Here is a 14364-nt window from a genome sequence, read left to right as displayed (position 1 = left end):
ACAAATTTCTGTTACTTTCCTATCCTAACATATTAGAAAAAGCTAGCCAATATTTAAACCCATTTGGCTTCATTTCCAAGATGAAAATCAAAGTATCATTTCGGACCATGGATTCTTTTTATAAATCTTTGACATTTTGAATAATAATGTGGTTTTTGGCAATAATGTGAATAACAACATTCCTTTTTAGGTGTTGTTGCCAACCGCGGAGAAGGCTTACGTTTCCCCATAAGCTCTTCCTCCGGTTTCTCCTCTCCCTTTGCCTTCTGGTCCTTAGTTAGACATAGAAGGACCCTGCATATTTTTGCAGGGCTTTTTTTTGTTAAATCTCTGATATCTAAGTGTCTTTGTCATGCTTCATCAATGAAGTTGTCCTTCTCTTTTATGAGGGATAATGATAAAGTAATGAATAATAAGTTAGTTAGGAGAGGTTTAATTGATTCAACGTTTTATTGAAATTGGACAAGGATATTCCGATATATATGAGTTGCTGGAAGTAGGACGCAATCAGAAACATCGAGTTGCAAGGCTTTTGGCCATGCATACTACTATAAATGATAAAAAGGTAACGTCATTGGTAATCGTCATGCACCCAACGGATCCCGGGAAATTCCAGCCGCTTTACATTTGCCGCGAAGGTATACCGAACCCTCATGCCACCAAAAACAAACGCTATGGGCTTTTTGAGAGCTTGGCGGAGGAACTGGATAGACCGATTATTGAAATCGACGTGAAACCTTCGGTGCTCTATGCAGAAATCGAGTTGTACTACCAACACTTAATCGGCATTTTGCGAATGAATAGATATCTGCCCCCATTAGGTTGAGAAATGTTGATGCCCTGAAATGAAAAAGGCTGACTCCGCATGAGTCAGCTTTTTTTAAATTCCCATTTTATAATCATATTCTTTCGCTTTATCCGGTTTGGAGTTTTCGAACTCCACCTTCAAAAAAGGCTTGTAAGAAAGGTCCACTTTTTTAACGAACGAATAATTATTCAGCTTTTCCACTAGTGGCTCCACTTCATCCATATTCGTATAAAGCACCACATATTTCAACTTTTTTGAAACATAATGGATATTTCCAAATTTCCTAAGCATTTTGGCTTGTTTTAATGTATGTAAATAGACGATGATTCCCTGTCTCGCTCCAAGCATATCAATAACTCCCTTTTATAAAGGTTTTAACTAAGTGTAGCATAGCAGAATCTTTACTTTCAACCAAGAAAAAAGATTATAAACGAAATTCTCTCACTATTATGAATATAAACACTGTGAAGGGAGCCTAACAAACGATGGATTTAAACCAAATTTGGCATAAATTTATTGATCATCTATTAGATAATGAAGAAATTACACAAGCTTCGATAAAAAAGTTCACAGGTATACCATTTTTATATATCCATTATCATCCGGCTCAAAATAATAATAGTAAGCTTTCTTTGTTAATAAAAAAAGCCGCAAGCCTTTCAATGCGTGGCAAGCAGCTTCATTGTGAAACCATTTTCGTACGGCAGGAAGAACATTTATATGTATTCCGGCACCGTTTTTATGTGCCGCAGCAAAAGATGTTTTGCTGCGGCAACCTATGTCCGGATTGTATTTTATATCGCAGTTAATCCCTTTGTCACGTATCCGGAATATAAATAACAAGAAAATCTTTATACATTCATCGGTTCATTGAACAATGTCTCGACGAAGGTTCCTTACATGACACAGCCACCGAACTCCGTAGTAATTTCGAATTTCGATGGCTGCATTCAATATACCGGCCTATTGTTCACAATATGGCCATTACCTTAAGCAGAGCATCCGCAGCTTCCGCCGGTTCCGCAGCTTCCCGTTGAACATCCACCGGATGAAACAAAAAATGGATTCCCCGCTGGAGTTTTGACCTGTTCAGAAACAGCTCGGCCAATCCTTCCGCTTATTTCATCAAGAACGGATTGCAATTCGGTCTCAGCCCGCTTAAACTCAGCAACGGCAGGATGCATATCCATGTCTCGTTTAGCTTGCCTGGTTTCTAAATTGATGCGTTTATAATCCGGATGATATTTACCGAACCTTTGAACATCTTCAAATAGATCCTTTAGCGAAGTAAACTTGGAAATTTTCCGCTGGGCCTCTTTGTCGCTTTGTAATTTATATAAACTAAGGAGGTATTCTTCCCCTATTTCAGAATGAAGGATCATTTCAGCTAATCCATCAGCCTGTTGTAAAATGTCGATGATTTCCATAGTAGCAAGCATTAACAAGCTCACCTCCACAACCATTTTACCATTTCTCCCTGTTAGATGCTAATGGTTTGATTAAATCGAGGAAGTGATATGTACCTCAATCTCTTTTTGCAGCCCTGTTTTTTCACCTGAACCATTCAAAATCTCCAGCTTGATTTTATGCTTGCCATTCGGGACTTCCTTTAAGATAAATGCTGCCGTTTTCATATCGACTTTCTTTTGATTATCAATAAATACGGACACAGTTGCCAACTGTTCTGGATTTGATTCAGAAAAACCATAGTTTTTCAAGTAGCACTCTACATAGACAGAGTTGCCTTTTACAAAAGTTTTTACCCGAAAGTCCTCATCTGAATTTCGGATGCCCGATACAGTGGTGGCAGCTTTAAGTGTAGAAACACTCTGTATGGCTACTCCTGAATTCTCAGGTTCCGGTATTTTCTTCCCACAACCCGACGCTGCCATCAACACTGTTAGAGCCAATATCAACTTTCTCATTCCATCGTCCCCCTTTTGCCTTTATTGTTCGCCAAAAGGAGTAATTTACTCTTTTTTTCTTCATTCACCTGAAACATTCATCGCTTGAAACATATGAAGCATCATGGAGGCGACCTGAACGCTTTCCGAAAATTTAGAGACCCGATGCGGAATCGACTTTTCAAAATAATATTTCGCCTCGGTTTCAAACACATCCACTTCATGGGGATTACGCATTAACCTTCTGTACCATCCAGGCTGAACCCTCAAGTAATTTCGCATATCTTCGTTTGTTTGGATGAATTCATATATATTCTGACGCATGAAAAACCCTCCTTAATCTTTTGTGAATAAAAAAGGGTTAGCTCTCTGCTCTTTTTCTTTTGGGGGAGGACTTGTATCACCTGATTTATTCCCTTGGAAAGCAGATAGCACTCCTTGGATTGCACCGATGGCCTGATTGGCATTCGTAATATATTGTTGAATCTGCCCCATATCCATATTTTTAACTGCACTCATTAACGAACCGATCAACTCAGTGCTTTGGTCCCCCTTTTCGTCCGGCGGTGATGGGGATTCTGTATTCACTTTGGTCTCACCCACACTGCCTTCAGCCTGCCAGCGTGGATGATCATCCCCGAGTAAATACCACTCTTCAAAAAGTTCCTGCCATGTTGCTTGTTTGCTTCTCACTTCATTCACTAAATGAGGATGCTCCTTTACAAACTCCCGAAATCGATCCACGGAGGGCCGTTTTCTTTTTGCCATTACTCTCACCTCACACTTAGACATCGCCTATTGCACCATATGCTAAAGGTAAATAAAAAGTGCATCACATTCCATTTTAAATCCAATTGGATGTGTTCCAAAGCAAAAAAGGATGTATTTTCATGCGCCTGAATGTGACTTAATCAATGACATCCAGAACCTAGCTGAAACTGCAGATGAAATAGAGTTATCTGATCCATCGGGAATTGTTTCAGGGTTAAAAGCCAAAGTAGAGCAAGGGAACCGCTCTTATTTTTCAATCCCGCTGCAATTAAATAAGGATGTAAGCGAACAGGGGACGACACTCACGATGTGTCCATGCCTGACACACCTCTTGATTGAACATGACTCATGAAGGCATGATGGCCACCTTCCGTTACTGCGGATATCCAAGTTCGTTACGTAATACCTGCCATTGCCGTTTGCGTGCAAATACAAATTGACGTAGGCAAACATATTATCATAGAGGGGAAGGCCCAGCTCGAGGATGGATGGGGAACTTTGCGCTATATCCAGAACAAGAAAACGGACCCAAATCGGATCCGTTTTTTTTATCTCTTTATGAAATTCTGAGTGTAATACTTTTTATATACCCCGACGCCCAGACCTGTAAATTCCTCGTTCAGCATCGCATCCCGATGACCTTTGCTATTTAGCCAGCCTTCCATGACTGCAGCTGCGTCCACATAATTAGCCGCTATATTTTCACCTGCTGCCCTGTATTTTACATGACCTGCATCGAGACGCTTTTCCAAATCCCCATTTGTTTCAGAAACATGGGTTCCTTCAGGTGTGTCCGTCATTTCACGGCTATGAAGGTAGGCAACCCTTGCTGTTGGAGCATCCCATTCTAAAGGCTCCAAATCAAACCGGCTGCGCATTATATTCGTAATATCGAATATTTGCTGCTCATTGCCATCTTCCACTTTCGCCATGTCTTCCTCAGAAAGATCCTTAATTGTCACAAGTTCACCATGATAGGTCAACTCATACGGCTGTTGTTTCAATAGGGCCGAATCATTCAAAAATCGGATGCTTGAAACAGTCCCTGTGAATTTATCCAAATAAAGCTGAACATTGATATTCCCTAAATCAATCAACGGTCTCATGTTCATGTCTTCCTCCGACAATTCGAAACGATAGGAACTGTCACCCACTTCAATATCAACAGTAGGTTCCACATATAAGCTGGAATAGATGGCATCAATCGATTGTCCAATTTTAAAAGGAGCGACATTGACCTCATCACCGATCCCATAAGCAGATACCACTTTTTCATTTTCAACGGCTAATTGAAAATAATTATTATAATTCTTTTTATATACCCACCATTCATATCCATATGCGGACATATCAATTCGATCTGGCTTACCGTATTCCTTTTCTATCTCTTTTGCATTTTTCCCGATTGTTACTGCCAGACCTTCTGTCACTTTAGTAACCCCATCCTTTTCAGAGGTAGGGCTTTTTTCATTTATATGTCCATTGGGGTTAACACCTTTGTTTCCATCAATAAGAGGGTTCCCTTCATCTTCATCGCCGATATTAAGATAAATACCGATTACGAAAAAAATAACGATCAACACCAACACCTTACCTAAATTGCGCAGAGGAACACTCCCTCTCTCTATCTAATTTATGTATCCAATGCAAAAAACCTTTCTTTCCTGATTATATCACTGTTCAATCATAATTTTCTAATTTACGATAGACTGCCCCTTCATTAAATTTATTTTTAAAATGGAACTTTTGTGAATGATTGAAATACCATGGTTGAGTTCATTGCAACTTCCACCATTTCGTACTATTATAAAATATAGGATAAAATGGTATATTATAAACATACTTGGAGATTTTTAATATATTCATGTACATAATATTTTCCCGGTATGTCATTTTAATTCCCAATAGTAAACATAGGAGGTACTACTCGTGAAATTTGAAAGCTTTGGAATCGAAAACATCACAGCCGACTTAAACCGATTAGATGACCTAATGCCGCAATATGGTTTAATACGTGCAGAACAATGGGATTACGAAAGAGTCAGTTACGATCGTAAGTTCGAATTAAAAGAAGGCACGTTTTACCTGAGAATACTTGGCTATGCTACAGAGGGCGATGTAGGCTCTCACAGGGCCGTCATTAAACTTATGGTCCCTCTATTAGGAAAACACTATTATCCACACGGAGTTGAATATGGTGAAGGAGAGGATTTCCCTGCATCACTAGTTAAACAAAGTGAAAAAATCCTCTCTCAAATCAAAGAAGAACTTACACAATTCAACGGCCTGTAAAAGCCGTAAGTTAAAAGTGAGGTAAAAAGAGAGAGGATCATGTGTGATGCTCTCTTTTTTTCGTATCCATTACAAAAGCCTGATGCTTTTTTGCACCAGGCTTTTTCGTTATTTTAAAATCCCAGGATCGCCTTTATTAAAGATGTTGTTTCGCCGCCATGATAAATGACATAAAGCAGGATGTAAACAGCTACACCAGTAATCCCAGTGAAAAACCAAATGATGCTTGTAGCAGGTCCGATTTTTTTATGAATGGCGAATTTACCTTTAAAACCAGTGGTAAGCATGATGATTCCCAAAACTGCTCCAGTTGTCGCAAGCGTTATATGGAAGATCAAAAAAATTGTATAATAAATTTTAATGTCATCAGGTCCGCCAAATGACGTACTGCCAATGAAGACCGTCCGGGAAAGATATATAGTGAAAAAGATTACCGCAAAAACCGCAGCCGCCATCATGGTTTTTTTATGGGTCTCGATTTTGCGTTGTTTAATTTGATACCAGCCTATTGCAACAGTGATTGCACTTAATACAATGAAAGCTGTACTTATCGTTGGAAGGATTGGTAAAGACATATGTATTGTAGTCCTCTCTATATTTATTAATCAACTACCATTTTATAAGAGGCAATCATAAAATTCAATAAAATCAAGGATTATTAACAGAATGCTCACTTTTATAGAATAGCCAAGTCGAATCACTGGCTATTTTCTTTAAATCAAAAAACAGGCAAGGCAGATAAAAGACTTGTCCGTCCCAAGACAAGTCTTTTATCGTACAATTATTCTACAGTCTGAAAATCCGAAGGTATCGGATCGATATCATTTTGGCCGCCATTCTCCTTTTTGAACCAAGCAAAGAAAATGACACCTAATACATAGCCTAAAACGATTTCTTGGATCACCTTCATCAGAACCCCGCCAAGCTGTTGATCCTCAAGCAATGGCAGTCCATTGAACATTTCCGGGCCACTGAGCGTTAAGCCTGACAGTGCTGAAGCCGGAACGCAAAGTTCCATGGCACTCGCCCAAGATTCCGCATTGGTAAATGTATCATACATCGGATCATTAGCAAAAATGATCAAAGCGCAAGCAGGGGTCATTAGAATGCCACTGCCGAAAATATAAGCTACTTTTTTCACACCTGACAGACTTTCACGTTCCGGAAGTTGATTGACAAGCGGGAACCACATCAAAACGGCAGTGGTAAATAAAAGGACCGTGTATCCGGCATGAAACCACATCCCCGTTTTGATAAAGTCGAACACTAACGGGATATGGTACAACGAGAAAAGAACATTAAACAGTAAAAGGGCGACAAGAGGTCTAGTGAAAAATTGAAATAACGGCTTCACTCCCCTTGAGTTTATGAAAGTTCTCATAAGCCAATCTGGAATCGCTATGATAAATAAAGGCGGAATCACGAGATAGAGCAGTGCCATTTGAAACATGTGGGCACTGAACATGATATGGCTCAATAAATCCAGTGGTGATCCTTTTACTGCATATAGAAGGAACATGGCTATCAAAAAATAAGTTGCCTGTTTAACGGATAGCACTGAACTGCCCGAAAACTTCTCCCCTTTTTTTGTTACCAGCCAAAAATAGCCAACGGTTATAAGTACGAGGACGGCAAAATAATAAGGACTCCACAAAGCGCGAAATCCGAAAATATCAATAGACAAAAAAATCACCTCGTTCATAAACTTTTTCTTACTTTCATTATACCTAAAATGAAACATGGTAACAAATATAGATAAACTTGGATTCTTTTTCTAGCTAATCAACACATAAAGAAAACCGGCTATCATTCAATAGCCGATTTCCTTTATGGTTTATAGCCAAACAATCGTTGTGAACACAAGGACAGTTATCAAACCGACTGCAAGGCCCGAAAATAAGAACAATGCAATGGTGCCATGCCCTTTATGTTTCATGTGCATGAAATAATACAATTGGAAAATCACTTGTACAACTGCCAGCAGCAAAATGACTGGTTTAATGAACCAATGTGAAAAACCCTCGATTCCTACAGCAGCAAAAGCAAGTAATGTAAAGAAAATCATAAGTGTAAATGATATCACTTGGTGTTTCATCTCTTCAGCATTTTTCTTACGGCGATATTTTAAATCGACATTCGGGTTCGCTGAATTTGATTGTTCATTCGCCATCAGTTATCCCACCATTCCCATTAAGTATACGACAGTAAAGATAAACACCCAGACTACGTCAATGAAATGCCAATAAAGACTTGCAACAAAAAATTTAGGAGCGTTATACAAATTCAAGCCCCTTCCTGCATTACGCACCATAAGACATATGATCCAAACCAAACCGAAAGCAACGTGTCCTCCGTGAAAACCAACTAACGTATAAAACGCGGAGCCGAAGGCACTGCTCGTAAATGTATGATGGAATTCATGAACATAGTGATTAAATTCATAAATCTCGAGTCCAAGAAAACCAAATCCAAGTGCAACCGTAATCACAAGCCAAGCCTGCATTTGTTTGAAATGGTTATTTTTCATATGGTACATCGCATACACACTAGTCAATGAACTGGTCAATAACAGCATGGTTGCAACAAAAGTAAGCGGTAATTCGAATAAATCTTTAGCTAGGGCTGCATCACCATTTGGAACTTTATCCTTCAATGCTAGGTAAGTTGCAAATAGTGAGGCGAATAATACCGTCTCTCCACCAAGAAACAACCAGAATCCCAAATACTTATTTTTACCTTCTAAAGTCGCTTTCTCGGGAGAAGCAGGCCAAGTAGCATCCGTGAATCTTTCATCTGCTTGCATTATGCCTTACCTCCCTTGTCTTTATCGTCCATAAGGTCTTCTTTATGAATATGGTATCCATGATCGTCCTTAACGGAACGGATAAACATTGAACCAAATGTTACCAAAAGTCCAACAATCATTATAGGCAGGGTCCATGTCTTATCATCCATATGGTATAAAGCACCGAATGCGGCGATAAATAAACCGGATGCAATCGTTAAAGGAAGAATGGATGAATTGGGCATATGGATATCCCCAAGTGGTTCTGCAGGAGTCATTTCCTTTTTCCCTTCCATTTTTTCAACCCAGTAAGGATCTAATCCGCGGACAAGCGGCAGTTGTTTAAAATTATAAAACGGCGGTGGTGATGGAATGGCCCATTCCAGTGTACGGCCATCTCCCCAAGGATCATTGCCGACTTTTTCATTCTTCACAGATGTAATGATGATATTGATGACCATAACCAAGACTCCAAATGCCATCAAAAAGGCTCCAACAGTACTAATCATATTACCTGTATTGAACCCTTGATCGTCCAAGAATGTAAATACGCGGCGAGGCATCCCCATCAAACCTAAGAAATGTTGAATGAAGAATGTTAAATGGAAACCAATCAAGAACGTCCAAAATGTGATTTGCCCCAATTTTTCGCTTAACATCGTTCCAAACATCTTCGGCCAATAGAAATTGATTCCAGCCAGTAAACCTAATACAACCCCACCGACGATTACATAGTGGAAATGAGCAACAACGAAATAACTGTCATGGTATTGATAATCAGCAGGTGCAGATGCGAGCATGATACCTGTCACGCCACCCATTGTAAATGTAGGAATAAAGGCAACTGCATAAAGCATCGGAACCGTGAACTTGACGCTTCCTCCCCACATCGTAAAAATCCAGTTGAATATCTTAATACCCGTCGGTACGGCGATAGCCATGGTCGCCACGGCAAAGATTGCATTTGCGATCGGACCTAGACCAGTGGTAAACATATGATGCGCCCAAACCATGAAACCTAAGAAACCGATTAAAACGGTTGCAAATACCATCGATGAATAACCAAACAATCTTTTTCTGGAGAATGTAGCGAAAATTTCGGAAAAAATACCGAACGCCGGAAGAATCAGGATATAAACTTCCGGGTGACCGAATATCCAGAATAAATGCTCCCAAATGATCGTATTCCCGCCTGCTGCTACATCAAAGAAATTCGCTCCAAACATCCGATCGAACATCATTAACACCAATCCCACGGTAAGCGGAGGAAAAGCGAATAATATCAATGCAGAAACAACGAAAGTTGACCAGGTAAACAGCGGCATACGCATATATGTCATACCAGGCGTACGCATATTAATAATGGTTACAAGGAAATTGATCCCTGCAATTAGTGTTCCAAAACCTGAAATTTGTAGTCCGAGGACGTAAAAATCAATGCCATGGCCTTCGGAGTGCAGGGAAAGTGATGCATACGATGTCCAGCCTGCATCTGGAGCCCCCCCTAAAAACCATGAAAGATTCAGAAAGACTCCTCCAAAGAAAAACAACCAAAAACCTAATGAGTTCAAAAATGGGAACGCAACATCACGAGCCCCTATCTGTAAGGGTACAACCGCATTCATAACAGCAAATACCAATGGCATGGCCGCCAGAAATATCATTGTCGTACCGTGCATGGTCAATATTTCATTATAAAATCCGGCACTTACGAAGTCATTATTTGGGATTGCAAGCTGGATACGGATAAACATCGCTTCCAAACCGCCGATTACAAAGAATAACCCGCCAGAGATAAGATATAAAATGGCGATTTTCTTATGGTCTACCGTCGTAAGATAATCCCAAAGCGTAGCGCCAAATCCTTTTTTATTAGCGTACGTACTCACGATTTAACCTCCTTAATCAATGCTCTATTTGTCTTCCACCTTAAGCTCTAATAAATAAGCTGCCAGTGCATTAATATCTGAATCCGAAAGTTCGCCGTAAGTACCGGTCATCGTGTTGCCCGGTTTATACTTCTCAGGATCCTTGATCCATTTTTTCACATTCTCTTCCGTATGATCCAATACGCCAGCCACTTTTTGACGTTCACCGAATGTAGCAAGGTTCGGAGCCTGACGAGCAGCTTCAGGCCTGCTGTCATTTGGTGTCACCGCATGGCAGCCTATACAACTTTGATTAAAGACATCTTCACCCTGTTTGGCTAGATCACCTTCAACGACAGGTTCCTTCGCGGCTTTCATATCTTTAGTCCAAGCTTCAAAATCGCTTTTGGACTTCGGTACGACCTTAAAATCCATCAAAGCATGTGAAGGACCGCAAAGTTCAGCACATTTTCCGTAAAACAAGTTGTTCGAATCTTCCGCCTTTTTACTATCGAATTCTAAGAAAAACTGGTTGACCCCTTCTGTATTGGTATCCATCTTTCCTCCGACAGACGGTACCCAGAATGAATGCTTAACATCTGAAGCAGTTAGATTGAAGTACACTTTTTGATCGGTTGGCACAACCAAATCCTGACTAGTTACAACGCCAAGGTCCGGATATTCAAACTCCCACCAATAAAGATTCGCCCTGACATTCACGACAAGTGCATCCTTCGTTTTTCCATCCTTATCTTTCTTATCCATTGCCTTTGTGTCGGCTAAGTCGAAAGTCGTGACGACGGTTGGAACAGCCAGAACAATTAAAAGAAGGATAGGAATAACAGTCCAGATAATTTCGAGTTTATGACTTCCTTCAATTTGTTTCGGTATTGTTTCGTCGCCTTCCTTCCGACGGAAGCGTAGTAAAACTACAACGAACAAAATAATCACAACAATAATAACCAGTACCATGATTAGTGTACTCAATATCAGTAAGTCATACTGAGATTGCGCAACATCGCCAGCTGGCTTCAGTGCGGATAGAAATGGTTCGCCGCAGCCCGAAAGGACAAGTCCTACAATACCCAGCAGAGCAATTAGGCGCCATTTGTGCAGCCTTTTTTTCATAGCTTCAGAAACCCCTCTTTCGTCAAAATTTTCTCACAAAAATAAAAATGGGCGCAATTGCGAATATTCTCTCTATGTCAATTTCTAAAAAAGAAAGAATCCCTAGACTAAGGAATTATTAAGATGATCCATGTAACCGCTCTTATGTATGACCCCGTTGGTTCCGTTAATATGTATGAGTGGCGGTCAGTGCAATATATATCAGTAAGCTGGAGCCTGTATAAGAACAGGCCGCCAGCTTATTTTAACCAAAACTAGATGAGAGTGACAATAACCATCGCTACAAATAAAATGGTCATATAATTTAAAGAATATACAAACATGGATGTTGCCCATTTAACATCATCTTTCTTTTTATACCCCTTAATTCCCAAAATAAGCCACCCCGTGCTCAATAATGCAGCAAGAATAACTAGCGGAGTTCCTAATGGAGTTAAAAAGAAAGGAACGAACATTAAACAGACGATCCATAGCATGATCGACCTTTTTGCGGCCTTGAAGCCTTTTACGACCGGAAGCATAGGTACCCCGGCTGCACGATATTCTTCGACACGCCTCATTGCTAGTGCATAAAAATGAGGCGGCTGCCACAAGAACATGATCGCGAACAGGACCCAGGCGACCTTATCAAGGCCCGGGTCGACTGCAGCCCACCCGATAAGTGGAGGCACGGCTCCGGATATACTGCCTATAATCGTATTCGATACAAATCTACGCTTGAAAACCATGGTATATAAAACAACATAGGCGAAGACGCCGAATGCACCTAGTATGGCAGTTGTCATATTAGTCAATGCAAGTAAAATCAGCCCTGCAGCAATTAAGCCGAAACTTAACGCCAATACCTTTGAAGGCTGTACTTTTCCAGTTACCGTTGGACGGTTTTTCGTTCTTTCCATTAAATGATCGATATCTCGGTCATAATAATTATTGAAACTGCAAGATCCAGCCATAATGAGCGCCGAACCTGCAAGTGTATAAAACACTACATCTAGATTGTTTAAGAAGCTAAGCCCCGAAAAATGAAGAGCTAACCACACGCCGGTAAAAGCTGTAATTATATTTGAATTGACAATCCCCACTTTTATAAGTGCGAGAAAATCCTTCCAAGCTGTTGTTTCAGGTATATCCGATTGAAGGGCGGCTTTACTGTCCTCCATGACAGCTTCTGACAAACCCCTTGTTTCTGACATTTGTTTTCCTCCTTTAAATCATTCAGCACAGACGCAAATGCAAAAAAATACTTACATATGCTATAGAACATTATTTCATACTTTTCGATATTTGTAACCAAGGAAGCGTAAACAAAAAGTAAATTATTTACCAATGACCGTTGTCAATGGAATCCATCGAGAGCTATCATTCTTAATATCATGCTTAATAACAGTAAAATTTAGTAAAATCATTTCTTCAATATATTAAAACACATTTTTGGAAGCTTTTGTGAAAATTTTTCGGATAATTTTTGACCAATTTGTGTCTCAATAATTTACTGCTGTTAATTAGATGTTCATCAAGAACATGAATAGTATGCTGTTATCATCATCCCCTAGGCTCTATCCCTATTTTGCTCCTACTTGAAGGTTTACACTCCCTTTATTTCTATCAAAGTCTTTTGCAACTTTCAACTATTACAGGCATTTTAATTAATAGCTATAATATAAACTGAACTTGTAAAATCATTCTATTTTGTGTAATATCGAGGAAGTTCGACAAATATTATGAAAAACCTTATGCTATTATTAATTTTAAGAACAATCCTATTTGCTACAGAGAAAAAGGTGGGACTACTAGTGAAATCGTCTCTTAAATGGTTTGCTGTTTTAACAACGATTGTAATGCTTTTCATCTTACTTGGTGGAGCTTTAGTCACGAAGACGGATTCCGGCATGGGTTGCGGCAGGTCCTGGCCATTGTGCAATGGCCAATTGATCCCGGACAAAATCACGATTGAATTGGTCATTGAGCTTTCCCATCGGCTCGTTTCAGGTGCTGGAGGATTCTTGGTTTTAATTTTATCTTATATGTCTTGGAAAAAAATCGGCCATATCCGTGAAGCGCGTTTCTTATCCGTCCTTTCTTTTGGTTTTCTGTTACTGCAAGGGTTGATTGGAGCCGCTGCCGTCATTTGGTCACAATCCGATTTCGTCCTTGCCCTTCATTTTGGCATATCGCTCATTTCCTTTGCATCCGTCTTTTTACTGACATTGTTGATTTTTGAAGTAGACAAGAAGTTCGAAGCCGAAAAACTTATAGTTGACAAACGTATGAAATTCCATATTATTGGCGTATTGATTTTTTGTCTGGCAGTCGTCTATACGGGTGCTCTTGTAAGGCATACAGAATCCAGTCTTATCTGTAAGGATTGGCCTTTATGTGTAAATGACAGCGCTGCATTCCCCTCCAACCTTTATGAATGGATTCAAATGGGGCACCGTGCAATGGCAGGCGCTATTTTCATTTGGGTATCATATGTGGCTTATATCGCCAAAAAACATTACAAAAATCAAAAAGTTTTATATGGCGGTTGGATTGCTGCATTCATTCTCGTATTTTTACAGGTCACCGCTGGAGCCTTTATCATTTTCTCAAGGCAAAACTTATATATCGCATTGACACACGCATTGTTCATTGCCTGCTTTTTTGGTGTAATGAGCTATTTGATGCTATTGACATCAAGAAGTAAAAAAAATGCCCTAGCTCAGCAAAAAGGGAACTCCACGCACGCAGTCAAAGGACAGGATGAACAGGATATAACACCAACGGTACCCGCCCGTTAATGTCTGATTGTTCAATCAATAATTCAAA

18 protein-coding genes are annotated in these 14364 nt (G+C 39.9%); 5 read left to right on the top strand and 13 right to left on the bottom strand.

Annotated features, from left to right (window positions below):
- Positions 1-436 precede the first annotated feature (436 nt).
- On the top strand, positions 437-826 hold the full coding sequence (locus tag ACIROD_RS14345; protein ID WP_402941718.1) for a DUF7147 family protein: 390 nt from the start codon (positions 437-439) through the stop codon (positions 824-826).
- Positions 827-880: 54 nt separating this feature from the next.
- On the opposite strand, the gene ACIROD_RS14340 is transcribed toward ACIROD_RS14345, so the two are convergent.
- Positions 881-1156, bottom strand: a complete 276-nt coding sequence (locus ACIROD_RS14340) for a YlbG family protein (RefSeq protein WP_048684554.1) — start codon at positions 1154-1156, stop codon at positions 881-883.
- 137 nt (positions 1157-1293) lie between these two features.
- Between ACIROD_RS14340 and ACIROD_RS14335 the strand changes: the two genes are divergently transcribed.
- A complete protein-coding gene (locus tag ACIROD_RS14335; RefSeq protein WP_402941716.1) occupies positions 1294-1617 on the top strand; it encodes a hypothetical protein in 324 nt (107 codons plus the stop codon).
- A 180-nt stretch (positions 1618-1797) separates the two neighbouring features.
- On the opposite strand, the gene ACIROD_RS14330 is transcribed toward ACIROD_RS14335, so the two are convergent.
- From ACIROD_RS14330 to ACIROD_RS14315, 4 genes are read right to left on the bottom strand one after another with little or no spacing between them, the layout of a single operon-like run.
- Positions 1798-2247, bottom strand: coding sequence for a YlbF/YmcA family competence regulator (locus ACIROD_RS14330; protein WP_063232132.1), 450 nt, complete (start codon positions 2245-2247; stop codon positions 1798-1800).
- 60 nt (positions 2248-2307) lie between these two features.
- Positions 2308-2733, bottom strand: a complete 426-nt coding sequence (locus ACIROD_RS14325) for a hypothetical protein (protein ID WP_101224563.1) — start codon at positions 2731-2733, stop codon at positions 2308-2310.
- A gap of 60 nt (positions 2734-2793) precedes the next feature.
- On the bottom strand, positions 2794-3036 hold the full coding sequence (locus tag ACIROD_RS14320) for a YlbE-like family protein (RefSeq protein WP_101224562.1): 243 nt from the start codon (positions 3034-3036) through the stop codon (positions 2794-2796).
- 12 nt (positions 3037-3048) lie between these two features.
- The gene (locus ACIROD_RS14315) at positions 3049-3480 is read right to left on the bottom strand and encodes a YlbD family protein (RefSeq protein ID WP_230177569.1); all 432 of its coding nucleotides are present in this window, start codon (positions 3478-3480) and stop codon (positions 3049-3051) included.
- Between the two features lie 112 nt (positions 3481-3592).
- On the opposite strand from ACIROD_RS14315, the gene ACIROD_RS14310 reads away from it, so the two are divergent.
- Positions 3593-3835, top strand: coding sequence for a hypothetical protein (locus ACIROD_RS14310; protein WP_402941713.1), 243 nt, complete (start codon positions 3593-3595; stop codon positions 3833-3835).
- A gap of 196 nt (positions 3836-4031) precedes the next feature.
- Here ACIROD_RS14310 and ACIROD_RS14305 read toward each other — a convergent pair whose 3' ends face one another.
- Positions 4032-5066, bottom strand: coding sequence for a CAP domain-containing protein (locus tag ACIROD_RS14305; RefSeq protein WP_402941711.1), 1035 nt, complete (start codon positions 5064-5066; stop codon positions 4032-4034).
- 346 nt (positions 5067-5412) lie between these two features.
- Between ACIROD_RS14305 and ACIROD_RS14300 the strand changes: the two genes are divergently transcribed.
- Positions 5413-5775, top strand: coding sequence for a YugN family protein (locus ACIROD_RS14300; RefSeq protein WP_101224559.1), 363 nt, complete (start codon positions 5413-5415; stop codon positions 5773-5775).
- Between the two features lie 113 nt (positions 5776-5888).
- Here the strand turns inward: ACIROD_RS14300 and ACIROD_RS14295 are convergent, their stop codons facing one another.
- From ACIROD_RS14295 to cyoE, 7 genes are all read right to left on the bottom strand, one after another.
- Positions 5889-6350, bottom strand: a complete 462-nt coding sequence (locus ACIROD_RS14295; protein WP_057278459.1) for a DUF420 domain-containing protein — start codon at positions 6348-6350, stop codon at positions 5889-5891.
- Positions 6351-6556: 206 nt separating this feature from the next.
- Entirely contained in the window at positions 6557-7468 is a 912-nt protein-coding gene (ctaG, locus tag ACIROD_RS14290) for a cytochrome c oxidase assembly factor CtaG (protein ID WP_402942942.1), read from the bottom strand.
- Between the two features lie 141 nt (positions 7469-7609).
- The gene (gene ctaF, locus ACIROD_RS14285) at positions 7610-7945 is read right to left on the bottom strand and encodes a cytochrome c oxidase subunit IVB (protein WP_048684534.1); all 336 of its coding nucleotides are present in this window, start codon (positions 7943-7945) and stop codon (positions 7610-7612) included.
- 3 nt (positions 7946-7948) lie between these two features.
- Positions 7949-8578: a cytochrome (ubi)quinol oxidase subunit III gene (locus ACIROD_RS14280; protein ID WP_402941709.1), complete on the bottom strand. Its 630-nt coding sequence runs from the start codon at positions 8576-8578 to the stop codon at positions 7949-7951.
- Complete coding sequence (gene ctaD / locus ACIROD_RS14275; RefSeq protein ID WP_402941707.1) at positions 8578-10449, bottom strand: cytochrome c oxidase subunit I; 1872 nt, start codon at positions 10447-10449, stop codon at positions 8578-8580. Before ctaD ends, ACIROD_RS14280 begins: the two co-directional genes overlap by 1 nt.
- A 24-nt stretch (positions 10450-10473) precedes the next feature.
- A complete protein-coding gene (gene coxB, locus ACIROD_RS14270; protein ID WP_402941705.1) occupies positions 10474-11556 on the bottom strand; it encodes a cytochrome c oxidase subunit II in 1083 nt (360 codons plus the stop codon).
- Positions 11557-11810: 254 nt separating this feature from the next.
- Positions 11811-12749, bottom strand: a complete 939-nt coding sequence (cyoE, locus tag ACIROD_RS14265; protein ID WP_402941703.1) for a heme o synthase — start codon at positions 12747-12749, stop codon at positions 11811-11813.
- 600 nt (positions 12750-13349) lie between these two features.
- Between cyoE and ACIROD_RS14260 the strand changes: the two genes are divergently transcribed.
- A complete protein-coding gene (locus ACIROD_RS14260; RefSeq protein ID WP_402941701.1) occupies positions 13350-14336 on the top strand; it encodes a COX15/CtaA family protein in 987 nt (328 codons plus the stop codon).
- Positions 14337-14364: the final 28 nt, after the last annotated feature.

Origin of the sequence: Peribacillus sp. NPDC101481 (assembly GCF_044767165.1) — a bacterium.
Taxonomy (GTDB): Bacteria; Bacillota; Bacilli; order Bacillales; family DSM-1321; genus Peribacillus.
This window is presented reverse-complemented; position numbering and strand designations above follow the sequence as displayed.

Bases quoted from the DNA above. Each gene is read 5' to 3' on its own strand.
- ACIROD_RS14340 (WP_048684554.1), bottom strand. From the start codon at position 1,156: ATGCTTGGAGCGAGACAGGGAATCATCGTCTATTTACATACATTAAAA.
- ACIROD_RS14335 (WP_402941716.1), top strand. From the start codon at position 1,294: ATGGATTTAAACCAAATTTGGCATAAATTTATTGATCATCTATTAGAT.
- ACIROD_RS14330 (WP_063232132.1), bottom strand. From the start codon at position 2,247: ATGCTTGCTACTATGGAAATCATCGACATTTTACAACAGGCTGATGGA.
- ACIROD_RS14325 (WP_101224563.1), bottom strand. From the start codon at position 2,733: ATGAGAAAGTTGATATTGGCTCTAACAGTGTTGATGGCAGCGTCGGGT.
- ACIROD_RS14320 (WP_101224562.1), bottom strand. From the start codon at position 3,036: ATGCGTCAGAATATATATGAATTCATCCAAACAAACGAAGATATGCGA.
- ACIROD_RS14315 (WP_230177569.1), bottom strand. From the start codon at position 3,480: ATGGCAAAAAGAAAACGGCCCTCCGTGGATCGATTTCGGGAGTTTGTA.
- ACIROD_RS14310 (WP_402941713.1), top strand. From the start codon at position 3,593: ATGTATTTTCATGCGCCTGAATGTGACTTAATCAATGACATCCAGAAC.
- ACIROD_RS14295 (WP_057278459.1), bottom strand. From the start codon at position 6,350: ATGTCTTTACCAATCCTTCCAACGATAAGTACAGCTTTCATTGTATTA.
- ctaF (WP_048684534.1), bottom strand. From the start codon at position 7,945: ATGGCGAATGAACAATCAAATTCAGCGAACCCGAATGTCGATTTAAAA.
- ACIROD_RS14280 (WP_402941709.1), bottom strand. From the start codon at position 8,578: ATGCAAGCAGATGAAAGATTCACGGATGCTACTTGGCCTGCTTCTCCC.
- coxB (WP_402941705.1), bottom strand. From the start codon at position 11,556: ATGAAAAAAAGGCTGCACAAATGGCGCCTAATTGCTCTGCTGGGTATT.
- cyoE (WP_402941703.1), bottom strand. From the start codon at position 12,749: ATGTCAGAAACAAGGGGTTTGTCAGAAGCTGTCATGGAGGACAGTAAA.